We start from the raw sequence: 23,387 nt of genomic DNA on the forward strand, positions 1-23,387 counted from the left end.
TGATAGTACTACAATAAACCCCAGTCGCTAGAAATGGGGCAACTTGTGGTTAGAACTAGAAAGAAAATAGTTGTACCGATTCCAATTTTTTCAACTGCGATCTGTAAGGCGATCGCAGTCGTTATTATATGCTTTTTATTACCTGCATTTCTAAGTAAGCCTAACTGGGCGCAGCAAACTTTGGAGAAGGAAAAACAAATAGATTTACATATCAAAAAATTAAATAATAAAAATCAGAGTAAACGTAAAAAAGCCATTCTTTCTTTAGCAAAAATTGGTCAAGCATCCGTACCAGCATTAAAAAAGGCTTTGCAAAATGAAAATGATTTGGTAAGTTCGGGTGCTGCTGATACTTTAAGCTTTATCGGAACTGAAGCAAAAGCTGCTGTTCCTGATTTGAAAGCAATATTGGAGAATGATAATAAAAGTGACTCTGTACGCTCTAGTGCGGCTAGTGCGTTAGGTAACATTGGTCTAGAAGCACAAGAGACTGTGCCTATTTTAAATAAAATTTTACAAAATAAAACAGAGTCAGCTAAAGTACGCTCTAGTATTGCTGATGCACTAGGCAATATTGGTGCAGAAACGGAAAGTCAAGATACTGTAATACCCCTTCGTAAAGCTCTACAAAATAAGCACCAACCACCTTTAGTACGTTCGAGCGCTGCCGATGCTCTTGGTACCATTGGTAAAGAAGCTAAGCAAACTGTCCCTACTTTAAAGGAAGTATTGTTAGATAATAATGAATCTAAAATTGTACGTTTGAGTGCTGCTGACGCTCTTGGCAGTATTGGTTCACAGGTTAAATATAATCAAGATTCTATTATTGCTCTTTCACAAGCTTTAAAAGATATAAATCAGCATCATGAAATTCGTTATAAAGCTGCTGATGCTCTTGGTAGAATCGGTGCAGAAGATTTAGAAGCAATTTCAGCCTTACAAACAACTCTAAATAACAAAGATCAAATTATAAAGGTGCGCTCTAAAGCTGCTGATGCTCTGGGTAGAATCGGTGCAGAAACAAAAGATAAAAAGGCTATTAATATTCTGAGTAAAGCTTTACAAAATAAAGCTCAACACTCTAGTGTACGTTCAAAGATTGCTGAGGCTTTGGGTAGAATTGGTGCATCAGCTAAAATTGCAACTCCGATTTTAAGCAAATTGTTGCTAAATAATGAGGAATCCCTTGAAGTACGTTTTAAAAGTGCTGAGGCTCTAGGTAAAATTGCTGCACAATTAGAACAAAGTCATAGTGAAATTGTTAGAAAACTGATAGTAGCCTTGCAAAGTGAATCACCTAGAGTTCGTTCGACAACTGCTGAGGCTCTGGGTAGAATTGGTGCATCAGCAAGAGATGCTATTCCCACCTTGAGCAAATTGTTACTCGACAAGCGGGAAGTTCTTGAAGTTCGTTTGAGAACTACTGAAGCTATTGGTAAAATAGCCGATCAATCGCAATACGAACAAGGTTTTAATATACTCAACAGAGTGCTGGTTAATAAAGCTGAGTCACCTCAACTACGATCCAAAGCTATCGAAGCTTTAGGCAAAATAGCTCATAAATCGGAAAATGAACGGGCTTTAAATGTATTAACGGAGATGTTAGTTGATAAAAGTGAATCGTCCCAACTACGCTCCACAGTTATCGAATCTTTAGATAATCTAGATTTGAAAGCTATTACGATTCTGACCAAAGTTTTAGGCGATGATGATAAATGGGTTCGGTTGAAAGCTATTTCAAGCCTTGACAGCATTTGTCTAAGTTTACTTGATAATGCAAAAGAGCTAAACATAAATCAATTAGATGAGGTGATATCAAACTTAGAAAAAGCTGATAAGATATTACAAAATTCTCATCAGAAAATTCCCAAAGAATCATTTGCTAATATCTTTCGTGCTATTGATTATCTTAAAGATAAGAGAAAGCTTCGTCAGCCAGATAGAATATGGATTTGGATTACTCAAAATCAATGGTTTGTGCCAGTAGCTATATATTTATTTTTCTTACCTTTACTTTGGTATTCACTGCTTTTTATACGTCCATTGTGGTTACTGCGAATCAATGGGGCTTTAAAACCATTTGACATTCCTTTACAAATTCAACCCATAGATGGAAATATCAATATTTCTCTACGTTATATATTATTTGTGAAAGCTTTTGCCTACCTTCCTAAAGTTTTAGATGCATGGGTTGATGCACATATTCGATCAGTTGAAAAAGAATTTGAAAGAAAAGATACAGTAAGCAATCGCTCTATTCATATTCCAATTTCAGTTTTATTTTATGATAGTTCACAAAAATACGTCCAAATTGACAAATTAAGTGGACAAAATTTGAGAGGAGAATTTGATAAACATAGAAGCTGCATACTTATTTATGGCGAAGGTGGTACTGGTAAAACTAGTCTTGCTTGTCAAATTGCAAAATGGGCTATGTCTGAGAATGAAGAAGAGAGAATATGTAAAAAACATCGAATGTTACCAATTCTTATTGAGCACGATCTAGTTTTTCATAAAGACATAGTTGTTGACGAAGATGTTGTAGTTCATAGAAAAGCGCAATCCAAAAGCCGTTTTTTACAAAGTATTATAGATGAACTTAAACAAATGGTTGCAAGAAAACCAACGTTAGATGATATAGATGAGGAGCTATTAGAAAAATTGTTGCGATGGCGAAGAATTTTGCTCATTGTAGATGGTTTTTCCGAGCTAGGAAAAAAAACTCGTCAAGTAATTAATACAGCTATTCAAGATTTTCCTATCAATGCATTGGTACTTACAGCGCGTTCTGAAAATATCCTGAAAGGAATTACAAAAAGTAAGATTAAACCTCTTCCTTTAAATGGAAGTGTAGCTTTAGCCAATTTTATGGAAGAATATCTAAAGGTAAAAAAGCAAAGCGATAAAATTGAGCTTAAAAATGTTTATCAAGCTTGTGGTGAACTAGCAACTTTTTCTCAAATCTTAGGAGAAAGAGAAATCACAATTTTACTCGCTAAACTTTACACTGATGTATTGTGTTCTATCGAAGAAAATAGAAACCAAAGATATTTTCCATTCTCAAACATTACTCGACTACCACAGAATGTTCCTGATTTAATGCTCGCTTATATCAATGAAGTCAACAGACGTGTAAAAGAAAATCGCTTGGATAATCGTACTGTTCACAAAGTAGCTAAAAAAATCGCATGGGAATGCTTACGCAAAAAATTTTTTCCTCAACCTATCACAGTAAAAACTGCAATTAATATACTGGGTGGAAATGATGCTAAATTTAACTTAAAATATCTTGAAGAAAGTTTACGCATTATACAAGTGACCGATAAAAGCGAAGAAAATATTTCTTTTACACTTGACCCCTTAGCTGAGTATCTTGCGGCACTATATTTAGTAGAAAATTATCGTAATGATAATTTCAAATGGAATAGGTGGTTCTTACAATATGCTCCTAAGATGCGAGGAGAAATAGATTCAATCAAAGGTTTCTTGTTAGCATTGCGAGATTGTTGTCTTGCTAAGGAAAAAGTATACAGCGTGCCTGATTGGGTCGCAAACAAATTAGCTAGGCTCGTTAAGTTTCATTCAACAAATATATATTAATCTTGAATCATTAGTTAACAGCCATAGTCAAATTATCAACAACCTTCTGATTTGGCTTCCAATACATCCCACCAAATAATCTCACACCCATATAGCCAAACAATCCACGCCACTTACTCACACCTGCTTCTTGCATCATTTTCCTAAATAATTTGTCAGCTTCTTTTCTAGAATAAAAAATTTCTTTAGTTTCGATATTTCCTAATATTGGTTTTTGATTAAAATACATTTTTTTACCACCTTTACTCATGTACATAAAATCATGAATTAATGGTGCTTCCAGGGAAAGCTCGTGTGTTCCACAAATTATCCATAAAAATCTAGGAATTGAAGATAAATCAAAGCTGAAACCTTTATGCAAGATAATTTTTGTTCCTTTAATTTTATCCTCATAACAGTATTCTTCTTCTAAAGTCCACGCATCTTCCTCGGGAATATAAGAAACTTTTGCTCTGGGAAATTTTGATATTAACTCTTGATTACAAACCATTTTCAGTTTATTCCTTTTTTTAGATTGGCAGCACGTTGTTTTTTCTATCTAATTCTCCAATCTAAAAATCTTATTTACGAATTTATAGCTAAGATTTATACCACAATCACAATTGTCATATCGCGACTGACATGCAATCGTTCTGGGAGCTTCCCAATGCAGGAATAAATACTTTATCCGACACTTATGGGTGCGGCTACAAAAACAAAGCCCACGCAGGTGGGCTTCGTAGTATTAGCCCCAGGCTTATAGCCTGCGGGCTTTTTGCCGCCATTGGGATGCTCCCATCGTTCTATTTTGGTAAATATAATTAGACCAGTTAGAAAATTGTCACTCTCAGATCCAACAGAGTTAGGCAATACAGACAAACCTCTCCCTATGAAAGCGCTCGCCGCACTGTATCAACGCTCTTATGCGTAAGTACTGATTATTTTGGTGACTTATCAAACATTATCTTAGAATGAGGTAACAAATACCGACTACTAACTTTTTATAGTCAGTATTTATAAGCATTGATAACAGCTTAATATTACGCGATCGCAGCAAAAAAATACTTGTTATGACCATCCCATAATTTTGTGTAATCTACCGATGTTTATACTTCCTAGAAAGTATATTTCAGATATTTTGCATAATTACACGCAAGACGCACCCATAGGAGTAATAGAGATAACAAGGCTGAGCAATATGCACATATTCTCAAAATATAATCTTGGAGGATAATAGCAATGACTTCTAATGGAGAATCCGCAAAAAATGAGATAGACAAGGAAACTATTTTTGAATTCGTTGACATAAATCGAGCAGGTAACATAGAGACTATCGGCGAAGGTAAAAGTTTTGAAGCCCCAGACGCTGAACGAGTTAATAATGAACTTGATGAAATCAAACTATCAAATACTGCTTCTTTTGAGGTAACTACTCAGTTAGATAACGGAGTTTTTATAACATTTAGTTTAGAGGTGGAATATGATAACGCTCCCGGATTCAGCGTTGACGATTTGTTGTCAGATTCATCATTTATCGATGAACTCGTTTTCATGGATTCTTGAATCGCAACAGATACCTAATTAGATCGGCAGAAATCAGAAACTGTAAATAGTTACGCAAAATTATTTAATAATTACCCGTGAGTTATATAAATCTTCTCTGTTCCCTATTTCCTATTGCCTCCCCAAACGAAATATTTAATTTATTTTGTAGGAGTACTTATAACAGCATTATATAAATAATATTGTGATGCCCAAAAGTAGAAATAATACGCCTCCCAATTTAAGAAACAATGCAAAATTATTTAAATTTTTATAAAAAGCCAAAATGCAAAGAGACGCTGCTCGGCGCAACGTCTCTACATTAATAATTACAGGTGAAAAAATCTGATATTAATATATTCCTTTCACCCATTCCCATTCCCTAGTTAAACCTTCTCTTAAACTAACTTGGGGCTGATAACCCAAAATCCGCTTTGCTTTACTCACATCCGCAGCAGTATGACGAGCATCCCCCATCGCTTTTTCAATATGGTTTCTCTTGATGGGTTTACCGACAATTTCTTCCATTGTTTCCAAAACTTCTTTTAAAACAACCCTACTACCACCACCAATATTAAATATTTCACCAACAGCATCATCTACAGTCGCAGCAGCTAAGTTTGCAGCAACCGCATCGCTTACAAAAGTAAAGTCTCGGGTTTGTAATCCATCACCATAAACGGGAATCGCTTCATCATCGATTACAGCTTTATAAAATTTGTGAAAAGCCATATCCGGACGTTGGCGAGGTCCGTAAACTGTAAAATAACGCAACGCTACAAAAGGTACGCCAAAGTTTTTCTGATAAAGCCCGCACAATCTTTCTGCGGCTAACTTGGTGATCCCATAAGGTGAAACTGGTTTAGGGCAAATTAGTTCGCTTGTAGGTAAAGTTTCTGCATCACCGTAAACGCTGGATGTAGAAGCGTAAACTAACCTTTTTAAATTATTTGCGTCTTTTGCTGCTTCCAACAAAACTTGAGTAGCGCTGATGTTGCGTTCTGTGTAAAAACGGAAACCTTGTCCCCAGCTTGCTCTTACCCCTGCTTGGGCTGCCTGATGGTAAACTACGTCAACATCTTTTAACAATGAATTCCAGTCTACAAACTGAATATCTGCTTCAATTAATTCAAAATTGTCATAGGTTTGTAAAAATGTAACATTTTTGTTTTTAAAGAAAGGGTCGTAGTAATCGTTGAATTCATCTATGCCAATTACTTCTTCTCCTTTTTTCAAAAGTGTTTCTGCTATATGGGAACCTATAAAACCTGCAACACCAGTAACGATATTTTTAGTCATGTCTCTTGATATTTAGATATTTTTTTAACTCAGTATTCACAGGTTAATCCTTATAGACAGGTAGTTGCCACTACTTTTTAAACTTTTTTCGACACACTGTGAGTGATATAAAAAATATTTTTTTAAACTACGTATTTGTATCTAAAAAATATTAAAATTGTATCCATACAATTACGAGTTAATCAAATTGAATTAAGAAAAAATATAGTATGAACACTGATGCTTTTTGAAGAATTATAGAGCAAGGGCAATAATAAATAGTCTTGACTCATAACTCCCTACTTGTGAACACTAGTGGTTCAAATCATTAATTTTAAAGGGTCTATTTTTCTCAAAATTCTTTTCTCCCCCTGCTCCCCTGCTTCCCCTGCTCCCCCTGCTTGTCAAAACCGATCAATTTTAATGAAAACGAATAATAATGGTCTGTCCCATAAAATATGATGAGTAAATTCCTAACTCCGCGAATCCAAAATCGTAAAGGCGTACCGTTAAACGTCGATAAGTATTAAAATTGGTGAAAAAAATAAAATGCATCATCGGGGACATTTAGTTCCATCGATGTTTTGAGCAAACAAGATATATGCCCCTTCATAAGGCACTTATGAATTCAAATATCTAGGATGCTCCCCATCATCAAGGTGACTTCGAGGATAATCAGTGAAAATTTTAGTTGTAGGTAGTGGAGGAAGAGAACATGCTTTGGCTTGGAAACTCCTTCAATCAAGTCAAGTTGAGCAAGTTTTCTGCCTGCCGGGGAACGGTGGTACGGCTAGTTTGAATCGCTGTAAAAATATTTCTTTGCAGGTAGATGATTTTGAAGGAATAGGTAATTTTGCTCTCCAAGAAAATATTAGTTTGGTAGTTGTAGGGCCAGAAGTACCTTTAGCAAAAGGAATTACCGATGATCTACAGTCCAAAGGACTAAAAGTATTTGGGCCGACAAAAGCGGGAGCCCAGATAGAAGCAAGCAAAGCATGGGCAAAAAGTCTTATGCAGGAAGCTAATATTCCGACTGCTAATAGTGCCGTATTTAATCGAGCAGCACCCGCAAAAAGCTATATCAAAGAACACGGGGTACCCATTGTTATCAAAGCTGATGGTTTGGCTGCGGGTAAGGGTGTGACTGTGGCGACAAGCTTAAATCAAGCAGTTGAAGCGGTTGAAGCTATATTTAACGGTCAGTTTGGCAGCGCTGGGGAATTTGTAGTTATTGAAGAATGTTTAACCGGACAGGAAGTATCTGTTTTAGCTTTGACAGACGGCTTAACGATTAGACCTTTATTGCCAGCCCAAGACCACAAACGCATCGGCGAAGGAGACACGGGAGAGAATACAGGTGGAATGGGAGCCTATGCGCCAACACCTATCGCCACCGTGAATTTAATGGAACGAGTTCAAAAACAAGTTTTAAATAAAACTATAGATGCCCTAAAAGCTCAAAATATTGATTATCGAGGCGTACTTTATGCTGGGCTAATGGTGACAACTACTGGTGAATTCAAAGTATTGGAATTTAACTGTCGTTTTGGGGACCCAGAAACTCAAGTAATATTACCATTATTAGAAACGCCTTTAGAAGAATTGATGCTTGCCTGTACTGAACAGCGGTTAGAGGAAATGCCCCCTATAGAATGGAAACAAGGAACCGCCGCTACTGTAGTTGTTGCTTCTGGTGGATATCCCGGAACTTATGAAAAAGGTAAAGTAATTACAGGAATTGACGAGGCAGAGGCGACAGGAGTTACAGTCTTTAATGCTGGAACGCAGTTAAAGCAACAGTTAATTACAGATGGAGGTCGGGTTTTAAATGTAACCGGAGTCGGAGAGAACTTCGAGCAAGCCTTGCAATTAGCATATGCTGGTATTGAGAAAATTAATTTCGAGGGCATGTATTATCGCCGAGATATCGGATATCGAGTAATGGGGAATGGGTAATGCCCAATGCCCAATTACCCATTACCAATTACCAATTACCCATTACCAATTCCCAATCCCCAACTTTCTTCCCTCTTTGTCAGCTTAGCTGTTAACTTTTAGTTGTTGGGGTTGTATTTTAAAAAACTACTAACAACTTATATTTGAGATGCTAGCCATTTTAAAAACAATTCGAGAAGCGATCGCCAATTGGTGGTCGGATTTTAATCTCCAGACGAGGCTGTTAGCGGCTGTCACTTTAGTTGTATCTTTGGTGATGAGCGGTTTAACGTTTTGGGCTGTAAATACTATTCAGCAGGATGCACGTCTCAACGATACTCGTTTTGGGCGGGATTTGGGTTTGTTGCTAGCTGCGAATGTCTCGCCGTTTTTGGCTGAGGAGAATTACACGGAGATAGCACAGTTTTCTCAACGCTTTTATAGCACGACTTCCAGCGTTCGCTATATGCTTTATGCTGATGAAACTGGCAAAATATTTTTTGGTATTCCTTTTTGGGAACCAGAGGTAGGAAATTCGCTGACTATCGAACGTAGAGTTCAGCTTCCGGAGGATTATGCTGCTGATGTGGAAAAACCAATGGTACGTCACCATCATTCACCAGATGGGGAAGTTACCGACGTGTTTGTTCCTTTGAAGGCAAATGGTAAATATTTAGGCGTTTTAGCAGTTGGTATTAATCCCAATCAAACAGCCGTTATCTCTACCAATTTTACTCGTGATGTGACAATTGCGGTGTTTATCTCGATTTGGGTAATGGTAATTTTGGGAGGAGTAATTAATGCTTTGACTATTACTAAGCCCATAAAAGAATTATTAGTGGGAGTCAAGCAAATTGCGGCGGGTAATTTTAAGCAGCGAATTCAACTACAATTTTCTGGAGAACTCAAGGAACTAATTTCTAGCTTCAATGAAATGGCAGAAAGATTGGAGCGCTATGAAGAACAAAATATAGAAGAACTAACTGCTGAAAAAGCTAAATTGGAAACTTTGGTTTCTACTATTGCCGATGGCGCTGTTTTGATTGATAACGAAATGCAGGTAATATTGGTCAATCCGACAGCAAAAACTATTTTCGGTTGGGAACAAGCTGAAGTTGTTGGTAATTGCGTCTTGGACTATTTACCTTCACAAATGCAGCTAGAAATTAACCGCTATTTAGATAAAATGACTGCGGGAGAATTAGAACGTGCTGAATTCCGCATTACTATAAATGAACCAATAAAAAGAACTATACGTATTTTGTTAACTACAGTTGTTAACCAGCAACGAGAAAGCATCAAAGGTATTGCAATTACTATCCAAGATATTACTCGCGAAGTAGAGCTTAATGAAGCTAAAAGTCAATTTATCAGCAACGTTTCCCACGAATTACGAACACCATTATTTAATATTAAATCTTTTATTGAAACATTGCATGAATTCGGCGAAGATTTAGATGTAGAGCAGCGACAAGAATTTTTGCTTACTGTTAATAATGAAACAGATAGACTCGCTCGTTTAGTTAATGACGTATTGGATTTATCAAGATTAGAATCCGGACGCAGCTACACTATGGATGGAGTTGATTTAAGTCAAGCTATCGAACAAACTCTGCGTACTTATAAGTTAAATGCTAAAGATAAAGGAATTGAGTTAATTCAAGATATAGCTCCCGATTTACCTTTAGTAAGAGGGCACTACGATTTATTGTTACAAGTATTAGCTAATTTGATTGGCAACGGACTAAAATTTACTAAAGCTGGTGGTAAAGTTGCACTTCGTGCTTACGAACTTCAGCAGCAATCACTTTTCAATAATTCCATATCCCGCGTGCGCGTAGAAATTGGCGATACAGGAATCGGTATTCCTCAAGAAGATCAAGCAGCCATTTTCGACCGTTTTTTCCGCGTTGAAAACCGCGTTCATACCCTTGAAGGAACCGGCTTGGGGTTATCAATTGTCAGAAATATTCTTGAAGACAAACATCACACCAAAGTATTTTTAGTAAGTGAAGTAGGCATTGGAACTACATTTTGGTTTGACTTAGAAATTTATCAAGAAACAGCTATTGACGAACAATTAACGGTTAGCATTGAACAGTGAACAGTGTTTTAAATAATTTTACCCTTCTTCCAATGCCCTTCTTCCAATGCCCAATTACCAATTACCAATTACCAATTACCAATTACCAATTACCAATTTAAACATTTTTCAACGGTTGCTATAACTGACTGGGAAAGTGTTGGTAAATCGTAACCACCTTCTAAACCGAATAATATTTTACTGGTAACTTTTAAGCAATGTTTTGTAAATATTCCGTAGTCTTGCGGTTGCAAATTTATCATTGCTAAGGGGTCATCGGCGTTGCCATCATAACCAGCGCTGACTATTAATAAATCGGGCTGAAAGTTTGATAGAAATGGAAATACCTCTTTTTCAAATCCTGCTCGATAAGTACTAATATCGCTACTAGGAGGCATGGGTAAATTCAACACGTTATTGTTAATACCCCTTTCTGAAGATTTACCCGTTCCCGGATAACAAGGGTATTGATGTAAGGAACAATAAGCAATTTGAGGATTGTTTTCTACTATTGCTTGAGTACCGTTACCGTGGTGTACGTCCCAATCGAGAATAGCAACACGATTAACTTCGGGTTTTTTCAAAGCTTGGAAAGCGGAAATTGCTGCATTAGAAAACAAACAGAACCCCATACCGTAGTCAATTTCGGCATGGTGTCCAGGAGGACGTGCTAAAACAAAAGCGGGTTTACCAGTTTCCAGAACAATATCCACTCCATCGAGCCAAGCATTCACCGCTAATAACGCTACATCATAGCTGCGGGGAGAAACATAGGTATCAGTATCCAAAAAGCCACCCCCCTCAGCCGCAATATCCCGAACTTTACGGATATAGCGCGGTGAATGTATTTCCTTAAGGAAATCAAGCGGCGAATTTTGGGTAATAGGAGTCGGCGATCGCCATTCAATTTGTTGAGAAAAAACCGCCTCTTTCAAAGCCGAGACGACAGCACTTAAACGCTCCGGCTTTTCCGGATGTCCTCTTCCGGTAAGGTGTTCGAGAAATTCGTCCGAGTAGATTAAGGGAAACGTGGGATTGTGCATTGGGCATTGGGAATTGGGCATTGGGCATTGAGAGAGTAGAGAGGGGAGAAAGCTATTTAAAACTTTCAATACTTAACTCTTAATCCCTAGCTACTAACTGTTCGCTGCTCACTGGTAACTGGTAAAGGTTTACTGTTCGCTGTTTACCTGTCGTCAAGCATTTCCGGAGAAACAGCGGGATTACCTTTAAGCTCTTCTGGGGATTGATTGCGGATTGTGTTGTCAATTGCTGCCGGATGTTTGATTCTATCAAGCAACTCTGGACTTAATTCCGGTGCTTCTTCTTTAGGATTGTTTTTTTCAGCTTGATTTTTGGCTTTATCTTCGCTCATATTCTTGAATTCTTCCTATGTAACTTAGCTTATCAGCTTAGAAGATGCTTTAGAGATAACACACTATCTTTAGAATGAAATATTCAGCTACTGCCGTTGTTCTTTTCGATAATAATAATAATTGGCAAAACAATGCCCGATGCTCAATTCCCGATGCCCAATTTACCATGCCAAATTCAATCAAAATCGCAGTTAAATTATTCGCAGCTTATCAGGAAGCTTATAACGAACCAGAATTAATCCTGGAATTTCCTGAAAACACGCCGGTATCGCAAGTCAGAGAACATTTAATCAAAGAACATCCCGAATTAGAGCAATGGCGAGATGTAACCAGATTTGGCATAAATTTGAATTTTGTCGAACCAGATACTCCTTTAAATGATGGGGATGAAGTCGTATTGATACCTCCAGTCAGCGGCGGATAATTGACATTGAAAAAATCTTAAGAGCTTCGTATTTGTGCTTTAGTGCTTTCAAGAATAAGCGCTGAAGCGCAACTACGGGCAAACTATTAAAAGAACATATTAAGATTGGTTTTATCTTAGAAAGCCATAAAAATCGATTCACTTCAGAAAATAAACGATTATTGTCTGAAGTCTTAACGTTAATCTGATTGTATCAACAACGGAATTAAATCTAAAAGATATTGAAAAATTATAGATTTAATCGAAATAAATAAAAAATATTATTTGCAGCAATGAAAGTAGTGCGTTGCTGGAGTTATCTCCAGTTTTACTATTGTGGATTATCCCTAACCGTAGGATTACAATAATTAATTGACTTTAACTTTAAATCTTATAAAACCATAAGAATTAGTTGGTTTGGTTTGCGTCTGGTCAACATTTGCGGTAGGTATAATATCTTGGTTGACATTGTCTTTATTGACTATATTCACAACAACAGCACCATTATTATTACTACTAGAACAAGCTATAGGTGGTGTTTCCCCAGCAGAGAAAAATTCTCCTCTGTCACTATCAGCTACATTCGTAATATAGGCAGTAGGGTTCTTAGGATAATTCGTACTATCAAAAGCAATTGCTATACCTAAATTAGCCGTACTCAAACCGCCATCTGTAGGAGTTGAACCGTTGAAGGCTGTAGGAATAAAAGTCGTATAAGTTGGTATTACATCGCATATTTTTAATTTACTGGCATCTTTCTCACCTATTGAAAGAAAGTAAATAGTGTATTCTAATTCATCACCAGGAACAACCAAACCGCCGTTAACTGCTCCACGTAGAAAATCATTGCTACTTGTATCTGAGGGGTCAGAATCTGGCCAGTTGCTATTGTTATCTTCGATACTATTAGGATCGTCAACAAATTGATCGAAATTAACCCCATTAATTGCCGTAATCCTCTTAACTAACAGCACCTTTGGAGAGCCAGTTACTACAGTTTTTTCTACTGTAATAATAGTTGGTTCGTCATCTGCGGTGTTGGAGGGGTCATTTCCGGTATTTTGACTATCATCATCGATCTGTTTGAAAGGATTACCTTGAGTTGGTGGATTATCTTGCGTTGCTCCCGCAGAATCAGCATCGGTTAAAGCGGTTCCGCTTGTTGCAGAGCTGTCGTTTGTATTGAAAGTTGCATTTGCTTGGTTGTTAATAGAATCACCATCATTATCGTTATTAATTGTGGCTGTAATTTTGATAATAATCTCATCATTGACTCTCAGAGTACCTGAATTAGACAATGCACCAGAACCGCTGTAGGAAGAATTTAAAATAATATTGTTGCCGTCAGTTTTCGAGACGATTTCAGAGTTGTTGTAAGTTAACTGAGGCGGTAAGGTATCTTGAATAATGAAATTTGTCGCATCTGTTTGAAAATCGGGAGATTGATTAGAGTAAGTAATAGTGTATTCAACTGTGTCTCCTACAGTTACCGTACCGCTATTGTCTTTATCTTCTAGAAAGCGTACCGATTTTGTACCTCGTACATTTGCAGACTTATCGTCGGTAATAATCAGATTGGTTGATGTTGCTTCACTAGGGAAATAAGCCCAAGTATCGATTCCTTTAAAATCACCATAATTATTACTAAATTTGTGCGCTCCACCATTACTGTCTACTCCAATTGAGGCATTACGGGGATTACTAGCACCGCTACCACTTAAATCTACATCTGTTCCATTGCTTGTTGTGTAGTTTTCATCGTTATAGTAAACCGTAAACCTGTTACCTACTGGAAATGCAGTAGGTGCATTAAGCATTTCAATTACAAACCCATTAGAATTACTCTCTACATCTAACATTGGAAAGTGATATTCTCCAGTTCTCAGTCTAATTCTCGCATCATATGGGTCGTTATTGATGCGAGGAGGTAAGTTGTTACCTTGTCCATCTTGACCATCCCAACGCACTACATTACTACCTACAGTGACTATATTTTGGAGAACTGTATCTTTACTAGGGTCAAATATATTGTCTTTATCAGTATCAATAATAATTTCGTAGCTACCGGGACTTGTAGAATCAAAACTGAAATTCCCTCCAACTCCAACAACAGTTTGATTTCCGCTTCCTCCATTACCACCAGTAAATTTAAAGTTGGTTGGTGTTATAGGTATTGCTGGTACAAGGGGAATATTTAGCTGATTTAAAGTTTCTGCATCCGGACGATTGAAAAATACTAAGTGAGTAATGTCTGTATTAGTATCTTCAACATCTGGACGCTGTACCTGAACGTTACCTAAAAAAGGGTCGAGACTAAAATTATTCTGACCTGCATTAGCAGAATGATATAAAGTGCTATTATCAGTTTGATCGATAAATCCCCGACTATTTGCGAAGAAGATGAAACCGAATGGATCGATTCCATTCATCGAAGTTTTATATAAAAACCCGTCTTTAGTTTGGATGAAAAAATTAGAATTGAGAGACTTTTCAACTGTACCCATGTTCATAGCTAAGTAGTTGGTAAATACTCGGCCATTCTTAGTATTACCATCTTCGTCTCGAACTGTAATATCCCAAGCGGCTACAGTCATTTGTTGCTGATTATCCGTGGGGAAATCCTCACTCGTAGATTTTGCTGGTGGATCTCCACCATCTGGATTTGGAGAATGAAATTCTACTTCGTATATCCCCGTACTATCTACTGTAAATTGACAGGGTGTATAACCATCTGGATTCGGTAATGGTCCGGCTGTTTCTTTAGCTGTCTTATCTATTAAACCTTCACCACCTTGGTCCAATCTCTTAACGTCACAAATTTGCTCCGTGGTAGAAGGAATGGGACCTCGAAAGACAATATCTCTACCATCAAAACTGTTATGGACGCTAGAACCAAGGTTGACAGTTTCTCCATTTTTAACAACTACTTTCAGTAGAGTTTTACGTGAAATCTTTGCTGTTTCTCTATTCGACCATTCTATATAAGGTCTATCTCCACCTTGAAAAACTAATTCTTTTGAACCTTCGGCTTGTGATGGTATCGCCCAAAAGTTCAAAAGAAATATTGTAGTAAATAAGCTACTAAAAAAGTTTATCTTACCTTTTTTTTTTGCGTCAAAAATCATAGTATCGCTAAGATACAAACCCTGTAATATTAAATGCATTGATGTGCTAAAGCCGCGTGTCACAAATAGGGAACTTTACTGAAATAACATGTGAATTTGTTATAAAACATATAGATATTTCGGCATAGAATACTATGCTGAAATATCTGAATTCACAATGTTATTCAGCAAAATAGATATACTTCTTTGAGCTAAGAAGCTATCAAATCATCTTGAACTATAGGATAGGCAGGAAGCCCATTCCTCATTAAAAAGGGAACACTAAAAAATAAATCAAGTTTTCTTGTTATGAACTATAGTAAGTTTGTTGTTTTTGCTTTAAGATTGCATCTTCTAAGTTATTAAGTTAGAAGATAAACCTGCTTTTTCAAGCTGCAATAACGACAGCCTACATTAATTCAAGACAAGTTAACTGGTAGAAGACTTTTGTCTTATCTTATATATTGCCCAAAAAATTATCATTTGTATCTAGGTAATATTATTGAAATTTGATTAAATAGCCGAAAATTTCCCGGATATTGCGTAGTATCCGGAAAAATACGGGTTTCAAAAAATAGAATTAAAAATTAGGGTTTGACTTTATATAGCAATCCAGTTTGATTTTTGAATGAAATTAAGCAGTTTTAGCGTTATGCCTTTAGCCTAACGCACCGAAACCTAGGTATTATAGTGTAGTGCTTTGTGCTACATCACAACACATCCGAAGTGTTTTTCAATAATCAAATAGTAAGGGAGCATCCCAAATGTGTAAATTTATTTTTTCGTAGTGCGAGCATCTTGCTCGCTAGCAAGCACTAGGGAGCGAGACGCTCCCACTACAAATTTTATTTTTGCAAAATTGGGATGCTCCCAATAGTAATCCTATAGATGCCAGAAATATGATTTTCAAATATTTGAAATATAGGATTGACACAGCAATTACAAAAATATGCTGTTTAGATGAGATTGATTCACTACCAACCAAGTAACTCCAGAAGATTTTCAACACATTTCTTCTAATGAGTTAATATCCATATCTTATGTCGGATTACTGATGATTAAATCTATGTCAATCCATAACTAAATGATAGGAAATACAAAAATATTCGGGAACGAGAAAAGATTAATAGGAAACGAAAAGCAAGAACTCGAATAGCCGTTGAGAAAAGGGAAATCCAATCATTCCTTGTCAAATATATAGCTGATAGGATTACGAGCAAAAAACTTTAATAATTAGGAATAACCGCAATGTGTAGAACATTCTGATTTTGAATGGGGAATGGGATTCATTACTATTAAAAGTAGAAAACTACTAAGTATAAATCAAAATCTTTCTACTTTATGACACGCAGCTTTAGCCCTAAAATTATTTAACTCTTCGCTAGTAAATATCAGTTAATTGTCAAGTTACTTTATCACTCTAAGTTTTATTTTTTATCAAAGCTACTGTATTTATACGTAACGAATAAAGTTTATTAAGAGAAATTATTTCACCCTACCTCTAAACCTAACGAAACCGTAGGAAGTATTTGGCGTACCGGGAGCGGTAGCTAATGGTAAATTCCCCAGATTCACCACGACTGCACCGTTAGTATTTGTACCGTCACATTTTATTTTGGGATAAACGGTAGAAGGTTCAATTCCGGGGGGGAAATACTGCGCTACGTCACCGTCTTTGACGTTGGTTAAAGATTCTGTATTACCGTCTTTTAACCATTGAATACCTCTATCCGCGTTTTGCAATCCTCCTGTCGCTTGATTGGCTTCGCCGTTGAAGCTGTTGGTAACAAAAGTAACGTTTTCGGGAACGCGATCGCAAAATAGTACGTTCTTTGCTTCGCTGTCACCTCCGGAAAGGTAGTAGATTGTGTATTCAATTTCGTCGTCGGGTTCAACTTTTCCACCGTCGATTCCACCGATGAGGAAGGTACTGCTTGTGTCTGAAGTGGTACCAAGCCACTTATCAGTGTCCACTGGGTCGGGTGCGGGATTATCTAGTTTATTATCATCGTAGGGGTTTGAGTCTTCTTGATTGTAAATTGCGAGGTTATCACCATTGTTGGTAGTGATACCGTTGTTAATTTTGGTAATGCGTTTGATTAATAGAATGTTGGGGTTATTGGCAATTGCTTCGATTGCAATTTGATAATCTTCTACTTCTCCATCGCTAGCACCACCACCAGGGGTATTAGCATCAATACCAGCATCTGTTGTAAATCTAAAGCGTGCATAGGTATCACCTGCTGCACCAGCATTAATATTGCTCCAACTTAAATCATTTGCAGCAGTACCATTAGTCACTGCAACACTAGTATACTCACCCGGTTCAAAGGTACCATTCTTATCAAAGTCAAGCCAAGCATGGAGAGTTCCAGTACCCGTTGCCGTGATATTCTCGGCAGGGATTGTATAGCTAGTATCACCTTCATTCAATGTTGGTAAGTTAATTCCATCATCTTCGGCACCATCGCCGCTACCGTCGAGGGGAGTTGCTGCATCTGTTTCACTATCTGGAGCAGTTCCTAGATGAATGCCACTTACAATCGCATGATTAGCACCATTGTTGGCACTGGTTGTACCGTAGCTATCTGGTGCGTCACCGTAATCTAATACAGGTACAACAGGGTTTGAGTTGGAATTATTGTATGAAACACACTCAAAATATAGTGAGTTAAGTCGCTGATTAGAAACATTTGAAGGCGGATTATTGCCGATGATAAGACCAGCTCGATAATTGAAAACTCCAACTTGATCGTATTTAACACTACCCATATTAGCAGTGTTTAGGTTGATGCCAGGATTTACGTCAGTTGATTGACTTTCAAGACGTATTGTTGTGCTATCGATCTGGGTAGCTGTAAGCTTAGACGGAGTTTCAATAGTATAGGAATTAGGAGCATTTCCGCTGAACTGTACGAATTCTCTAACAACAGTATTATCTCCATCAGTATCAACACTTGTGGCTAGCACGGTATTTAAGTTTATTGGTGTACTAGTGCCTGATTGAACAAACCTAATCTGAAAATCAACACTGTATTCACTTGGATTTGTAGAGTTAGACTGTACTTCTGGTTGGAAGGCGCTAACCAAACCAGTAGTGGTAACATCTAGCTGAGCAATAGTGGCATTATTTAAAGCAATTACTTCAACTAGAGCATCTGTATTTGCTGCAACATTAGGAAAGCGGTAGACTGCGCCAATTGAAAAGTCTCCGTTGGTAGTACCAGGTTCCGGGGTCGGGTTTTGGAAATTAAGTATGGTTTGCTCTGTTAACAGACTATTAGCCGGACAAGCTGTTAATGGGGGTGAGGCTGATGTTTTATCAAAGCCAAAGTTTTGATTTGTAATCGCACTACCAGAAACAGTCACAGCTAAATCATTAGGTGTTCCCAAAGTGTATCCATTGGGAATATCGCTGTCGTTGGTATCAACTTGGATTTTATAATTACCGTTGACAACGTCTGTGAAGGTGTAAGCACCATTTGCGTCAGTGGTGGTGGTTTTAATGACGCTATTGTTGTTATCGAGCAGATTTACAGTAATATCTGCTGGTAGTTTCGGTTCGCTTGCATCTAAGTCATCACCACCGTCGCTATCTTCGTAGAGTGTACCCGAAATTGTTGTACTTGTTGGGGCTACAACTGTCAAAGAAACGCTGCTTTGATCGTCTTCTGATGCTTGATTGTTATTCGGTGTGGAATCAACATCAAATTCTCTTATAGAGGTAACTTGAGCCGAATTAGTAATTGAACCGCTACCAGTCACCCTGGCTCTAAATTGTAAAGTAGTATTATTCCCTTTTAAAACTTCGTTAACGTTCCACGTTACAGTGCGACTACCTATATCGTAAGTAGGTGTAGTTCCCGATGGAATAGTAACAAATGAATCGAATTCTAAGTTTGTAGGTAAAACATCTTCAACGACTAAGTTATTTACATCACTGTAAGCGTTATCACTGGCTGCTGCATCATTAGTGAGTGTCAGCGTAAAGGTGACGATATCATTTACATTTGGGCTGTTATCGTTAACAGTTTTGTTCAGCGAAACATCAACTGGAGGTAACAGAAAACAACCAGAAGCTTCATAGTCACCACCAATAGTTAACGGTCTCCGATTGCTTACTGCTGCCGTGTTTTTATCGACATCATAAAGACGATTCCTAGTAGAACCGCTAGAGCCAGTAGAAATATAAAGTTTACCGTTGAGATCGAAGGCAATATCCTCAACGTCGTCAATTGAGCTTCCATTCTCCTGGAGTTCACCAACTAAGCTAGTAGCCCCAGTGTTCTTGTTAATGGTGACTAGATTCTGATTACCGCCAGTGCTACCCTCATTAGCAATACCATAAAGGGTTCCATCAGCTGGGTCAATTGCGATACCATCAATGTCATCGCGTCCATTCTGCGGTTGAATGACAACATAATCCACATTCGTACCAAAAGCATCAGGAATATGCCGTCCTGTTACCGGATCGACCTTAATCAAGATATCAGGAGGAGATCCTCCATCTCCGGTTCGGATAGAAGCATATAAAGTACCATCAGTTGGATCGAAAGCTAAACCGTCTGGATCTCTGAAGTTGATACTGCCTCTTTCGCCATTTCCTGTGCCCATTAAATTAGCCCGAGGCGTAAAAGCACCTGTAATTAGGTCAATTGTACCAAGTCGCCCACTAGATTCTTGATTGGCAGCAAAGAGAATATTGGTACCTGGTTGGGCTGCTGCTGCTTCAATGTTATTAGTACCGGTTCCGGAACTAATTTGGAAAAACTGTCCCGTATCTGTATTCATTTTGACTAAAAAGTCATTTCCATTGGTACCACCTACATCAGAAATAAGGTAACAAACTTGATCGACTGCGGCTAAAGCAGGTGCTGTTGTTAAGAATGTCGGTGTCAAAACTACAGCAGAAAGCGGCACAAGTTTATAAATTGATGTACTCAACACTTTAGAATATTTGGCGATCGCACTCATAATACCTAAATTTGTGCCTGCTGCTAGTTTCTGGGAAAACTTTTTTTTTGATTTCTTATTGATTGATTTTAGCGAAGAGAAACACATTACATATTTGCATAATATTTTCATAGTAGAAAGTGATGCATATCACACATAAAGCTGATATAATGATTTAAAGAGTTGCAAAAAACAATTAAATGCTTTATCGAAAAAATATCGAAAATAACTACCGTAAGTCATTCGATTTTAATCAAGCTATACCAATATCTGGAATAGCTAATAATTAGTAGTTAGAAACTTCAAAATCAACTAACATTATTAATTCCAAACATTGTTAATATTTGTTGCGGAAATAGAGTTACAATCCTATTTAATTTATTTTGGGCTAATACTAAGGAACAATAATAATAGAACTTAAACAGCAGCTAGTACCTTTATTTATTAGGTACAGCAATTATTTGTAGAGCAAAGGAACGGAAAATTAGAAAAGGGAAACGGAGAACTGTTAACTGAAAATAACTGAAATCAAAAAATTGCCGAGGCACTATATGATATTCAAGTGCTTTTACCTAAATTATTAAAACTGTTATAAAGGTGTTTTGACTTCAGTGAAACTACTATTTTAATCAACCTTGATCGGTGAAATTAATTAGATATTTTAGGTTGTTTTCAAGTTTTATGTAGAGACGTTGCACTGCAACGTCTTCCCGAATATATGATTGTAGCTCGCATTTATAGACTGGGGTCATATTCGGGATTTTTGGGTTCTTTGTGTATTTATTAATAATTTATTAATTGTTGCTCCCCGTTGCACTGCGCCCCGTCTCTACATTTATGGTTGTAATTATCATCTATCATCTGGGGTTGTTTGTTTTATGTTCGGGTTGCTGGGGGTTGTCTGTGTTGTGTTCAAATTACGGGAGACGTAGCACTGCTACGTCTCTACATTTATGAAATTACTGTTCTATCTGTAAATCCTGTTCCTGATTTTCAAATTCGATATCAATTCCCCTAACGTCAAAGAACAATATTTCAACTCGACGGTTGCGTGCGTAGTCAACAACATTGTTCTCTTGTGTTCTTAATTTTCTTTCACCGAAGGAACGAATTGTCATTCTTTCTGGTGCGATACCTTTTTTAATTAAGTAATTTCTTGCATTTGTCGCTCGTCGTCTCGCCAAGTCTTGGTTATAAGCAACGCTGGCGCGGGAGTCGGTATGTCCCTGTAGTTCAATTACAATGTTGGGATATTGTTCCATTACTTCCGCAATTTTATCTAGAACTTCTCCACTCTTCTGACTGATAAAGTCTTTATCGAGTGCAAAGTGGACGTTTCTAGGTACGCTTAAACGAATTGGTGTGGGTGGCTCTGGTATCGGTGGTTGGGGGATTGGCGGTTCGGGTATTGGTGTTGGTGCCACTGGGCGGCTTGTACAGTTGGGATTTTGGATTGGGGATTGAGGTTTTTGGAATGATTGAGAATTGTTGACGGATTTAACTATTGCATTGGCTGCTGGCTCTGAGGTTCCGTATTTACTTTGAGTTGCGATCGCGCTAATAATTTCTCCTGGTTGCAGGTTTGTGAAGGTGGCTTTGAATCTACCTTTTTCGTCTGCTTGGACTCTAGCAATTACTTCTCCTAATGCGGAATATGCCGGGTATAAATCTAATTGCTGTTTGCTGTTAGCATTGACTTTGTAAATATCAATTTCACTACCGGGTTCGGCTTTTCCATCGATGTTGACTTTACCGTCGATCGAGATAAATTCCGAACTGAGAAATTCTGGTGCGTTGATAGCTCCGTTAGCGCTATCTAAACGACGGTTGCCAGAGTTTCGGGGAGGGTTGGGGCCGTCTCCTCGTTGAAAATCCCTCACGCTGGCAGTATTTCTGTAGTTGAGGTCGATACTCAATCCTTCAATATTGGCAAAGTTGTTATCTCTGATAACGTTTCTTTTGCTATCGGGATAGGCTGTAATCGCGACTCCAGAACCTGGTTGATTGGTAATTTGGTTATTAGTTACTTCGTGATTGTTACCCATCAAGTAAACCCCCGCACGTCGCAAGCGTCTACCATTATATTTAATGTTGTTTGACTGTATTTTTACGGAACCTTCTGGCTTAAACAAGTACACTCCACTGCCATCGTTAGCACAAATTAAGTTGGAGGTAACTTGAGAATTATTAATCTTACCTTCGAGTCTAATCGCGTCGGGCATTCCCGCAATTCCGTTACCAACGATAATATTTGATTGAATTTGAGTGTTTTCGGCTAATTTCCCGGTAATAATCGCGCTACCTTCATGGTTCGCAATCCGGTTACGGCTGATATTCGTACCTATGGCGTTAAATACCGAAACCCCAAAAGCAGAAGTTTTTTCAGGAACTTGTTCTTCTGAGGTAATACCCAACCAATTGTCTTTGATAATCACATTTCGAGGAGGACTCCCCTTGTCTCCTTGTCTCCTTTTCTCCTTGTCCGTTATTAAAACAGAATTATAGGGTACAACAACAATATCCCCTGGAGGTAAGCTAGCAGTATCCGTATGTTTAGAATTAAAACCGTATATGCTTAATCCCTCAACTGTAATATTATCCGCAGCTACAGTTAAACCGCGAAATACTTGTTCTCCGGGAGCAGAAGTTATTTCCACCACCGGAATAGGAATCTCAATTTCCGCTGTTGCTGATTTACTAGCGTCGTAACCTGGTTGAGAGGTTCCGTCAACTATTGTTCCTGGGTTTGTTAAAGGTGGAAGAACGCTTTCAAGAGTAATTTTGGTTTGTCCAGGAGGAAGATTGAATTTAATTTCAGCTTGATTACTCCCGGATGAAACTAAAGATTGTTCGGTAGAGCTAAGTCTCTCTAGAGATAGACTACCGTTAACAATTGCAATTGCTTCCCTTAAAGTTAGATTATTATCAGCCTCAACTTCTCCATCTTGGTTGCTGTTAACCGTGACACTCAAGCTTATAGCTGTATTAGATTGAGCAACAGCAATATTTGGAGTAGTCAGTAATAAAACAGGTAAGCTGGCAAGTAAGCGCTTGATATTAACCGGAAATTTACTAGACTGCTTGAATTGGTAAAAGGGATTTTTGCTAATTTTCTTATACATTTGAATAGCCGT

12 protein-coding genes are annotated in these 23,387 nt (G+C 37.7%); 5 read left to right on the top strand and 7 right to left on the bottom strand.

Features of this window, described 5'->3' with window-relative positions; translation table 11 throughout:
* Window positions 1-180: 180 nt before the first annotated feature.
* Entirely contained in the window at window positions 181-3,600 is a 3,420-nt protein-coding gene (locus RIV7116_RS33975) for a HEAT repeat domain-containing protein (RefSeq protein WP_198287541.1), read from the top strand.
* Between the two features lie 10 nt (window positions 3,601-3,610).
* On the opposite strand, the gene RIV7116_RS33980 is transcribed toward RIV7116_RS33975, so the two are convergent.
* Window positions 3,611-4,090 (bottom strand): DUF1353 domain-containing protein, encoded by a 480-nt coding sequence (locus RIV7116_RS33980; RefSeq protein WP_015119600.1) that lies wholly within the window; start codon window positions 4,088-4,090, stop codon window positions 3,611-3,613.
* Between the two features lie 728 nt (window positions 4,091-4,818).
* On the opposite strand from RIV7116_RS33980, the gene RIV7116_RS17325 reads away from it, so the two are divergent.
* Window positions 4,819-5,142 (top strand): hypothetical protein, encoded by a 324-nt coding sequence (locus tag RIV7116_RS17325; protein ID WP_015119601.1) that lies wholly within the window; start codon window positions 4,819-4,821, stop codon window positions 5,140-5,142.
* Between the two features lie 330 nt (window positions 5,143-5,472).
* Here RIV7116_RS17325 and RIV7116_RS17330 read toward each other — a convergent pair whose 3' ends face one another.
* A complete protein-coding gene (locus RIV7116_RS17330) occupies window positions 5,473-6,420 on the bottom strand; it encodes an NAD-dependent epimerase/dehydratase family protein (protein WP_015119602.1) in 948 nt (315 codons plus the stop codon).
* Window positions 6,421-7,077: 657 nt separating this feature from the next.
* On the opposite strand from RIV7116_RS17330, the gene purD reads away from it, so the two are divergent.
* The gene (purD, locus tag RIV7116_RS17335; RefSeq protein ID WP_015119603.1) at window positions 7,078-8,355 is read left to right on the top strand and encodes a phosphoribosylamine--glycine ligase; all 1,278 of its coding nucleotides are present in this window, start codon (window positions 7,078-7,080) and stop codon (window positions 8,353-8,355) included.
* A gap of 148 nt (window positions 8,356-8,503) precedes the next feature.
* Window positions 8,504-10,438: a two-component system sensor histidine kinase NblS gene (nblS, locus tag RIV7116_RS17340; protein ID WP_015119604.1), complete on the top strand. Its 1,935-nt coding sequence runs from the start codon at window positions 8,504-8,506 to the stop codon at window positions 10,436-10,438.
* 89 nt (window positions 10,439-10,527) lie between these two features.
* Here the strand turns inward: nblS and RIV7116_RS17345 are convergent, their stop codons facing one another.
* Both RIV7116_RS17345 and RIV7116_RS17350 read right to left on the bottom strand, forming a co-directional pair.
* Window positions 10,528-11,481, bottom strand: a complete 954-nt coding sequence (locus RIV7116_RS17345; RefSeq protein ID WP_015119605.1) for a histone deacetylase — start codon at window positions 11,479-11,481, stop codon at window positions 10,528-10,530.
* 122 nt (window positions 11,482-11,603) lie between these two features.
* Window positions 11,604-11,792, bottom strand: a complete 189-nt coding sequence (locus RIV7116_RS17350; RefSeq protein ID WP_015119606.1) for a hypothetical protein — start codon at window positions 11,790-11,792, stop codon at window positions 11,604-11,606.
* A gap of 167 nt (window positions 11,793-11,959) precedes the next feature.
* Here RIV7116_RS17350 and RIV7116_RS17355 point away from each other — a divergent pair, with 167 nt between their 5' ends.
* Window positions 11,960-12,217 (top strand): MoaD/ThiS family protein, encoded by a 258-nt coding sequence (locus RIV7116_RS17355; protein WP_044291972.1) that lies wholly within the window; start codon window positions 11,960-11,962, stop codon window positions 12,215-12,217.
* 347 nt (window positions 12,218-12,564) lie between these two features.
* On the opposite strand, the gene RIV7116_RS17360 is transcribed toward RIV7116_RS17355, so the two are convergent.
* From RIV7116_RS17360 to RIV7116_RS17370, 3 genes are all read right to left on the bottom strand, one after another.
* On the bottom strand, window positions 12,565-15,360 hold the full coding sequence (locus tag RIV7116_RS17360; RefSeq protein WP_015119608.1) for an isopeptide-forming domain-containing fimbrial protein: 2,796 nt from the start codon (window positions 15,358-15,360) through the stop codon (window positions 12,565-12,567).
* Between the two features lie 1,425 nt (window positions 15,361-16,785).
* The gene (locus tag RIV7116_RS33985; RefSeq protein WP_015119609.1) at window positions 16,786-20,361 is read right to left on the bottom strand and encodes a GEVED domain-containing protein; all 3,576 of its coding nucleotides are present in this window, start codon (window positions 20,359-20,361) and stop codon (window positions 16,786-16,788) included.
* A gap of 851 nt (window positions 20,362-21,212) precedes the next feature.
* Window positions 21,213-23,375 (bottom strand): OmpA family protein, encoded by a 2,163-nt coding sequence (locus RIV7116_RS17370; RefSeq protein WP_015119610.1) that lies wholly within the window; start codon window positions 23,373-23,375, stop codon window positions 21,213-21,215.
* Window positions 23,376-23,387: the final 12 nt, after the last annotated feature.

The sequence above is a fragment of the Rivularia sp. PCC 7116 genome (assembly GCF_000316665.1).
GTDB lineage: Bacteria > Cyanobacteriota > Cyanobacteriia > Cyanobacteriales > Nostocaceae > Rivularia.

Excerpts from the sequence above, each read along its gene's own strand:
- RIV7116_RS33985 (WP_015119609.1), bottom strand. The coding sequence starts at position 20,361 with ATGTGTTTCTCTTCGCTAAAATCAATCAATAAGAAATCAAAAAAAAAG.
- RIV7116_RS33980 (WP_015119600.1), bottom strand. The coding sequence starts at position 4,090 with ATGGTTTGTAATCAAGAGTTAATATCAAAATTTCCCAGAGCAAAAGTT.
- RIV7116_RS17330 (WP_015119602.1), bottom strand. The coding sequence starts at position 6,420 with ATGACTAAAAATATCGTTACTGGTGTTGCAGGTTTTATAGGTTCCCAT.
- RIV7116_RS17360 (WP_015119608.1), bottom strand. The coding sequence starts at position 15,360 with ATGCATTTAATATTACAGGGTTTGTATCTTAGCGATACTATGATTTTT.
- RIV7116_RS17370 (WP_015119610.1), bottom strand. The coding sequence starts at position 23,375 with ATGTATAAGAAAATTAGCAAAAATCCCTTTTACCAATTCAAGCAGTCT.
- RIV7116_RS17355 (WP_044291972.1), top strand. The coding sequence starts at position 11,960 with ATGCCAAATTCAATCAAAATCGCAGTTAAATTATTCGCAGCTTATCAG.
- RIV7116_RS17350 (WP_015119606.1), bottom strand. The coding sequence starts at position 11,792 with ATGAGCGAAGATAAAGCCAAAAATCAAGCTGAAAAAAACAATCCTAAA.
- RIV7116_RS17325 (WP_015119601.1), top strand. The coding sequence starts at position 4,819 with ATGACTTCTAATGGAGAATCCGCAAAAAATGAGATAGACAAGGAAACT.
- RIV7116_RS17345 (WP_015119605.1), bottom strand. The coding sequence starts at position 11,481 with ATGCCCAATTCCCAATGCCCAATGCACAATCCCACGTTTCCCTTAATC.
- nblS (WP_015119604.1), top strand. The coding sequence starts at position 8,504 with ATGCTAGCCATTTTAAAAACAATTCGAGAAGCGATCGCCAATTGGTGG.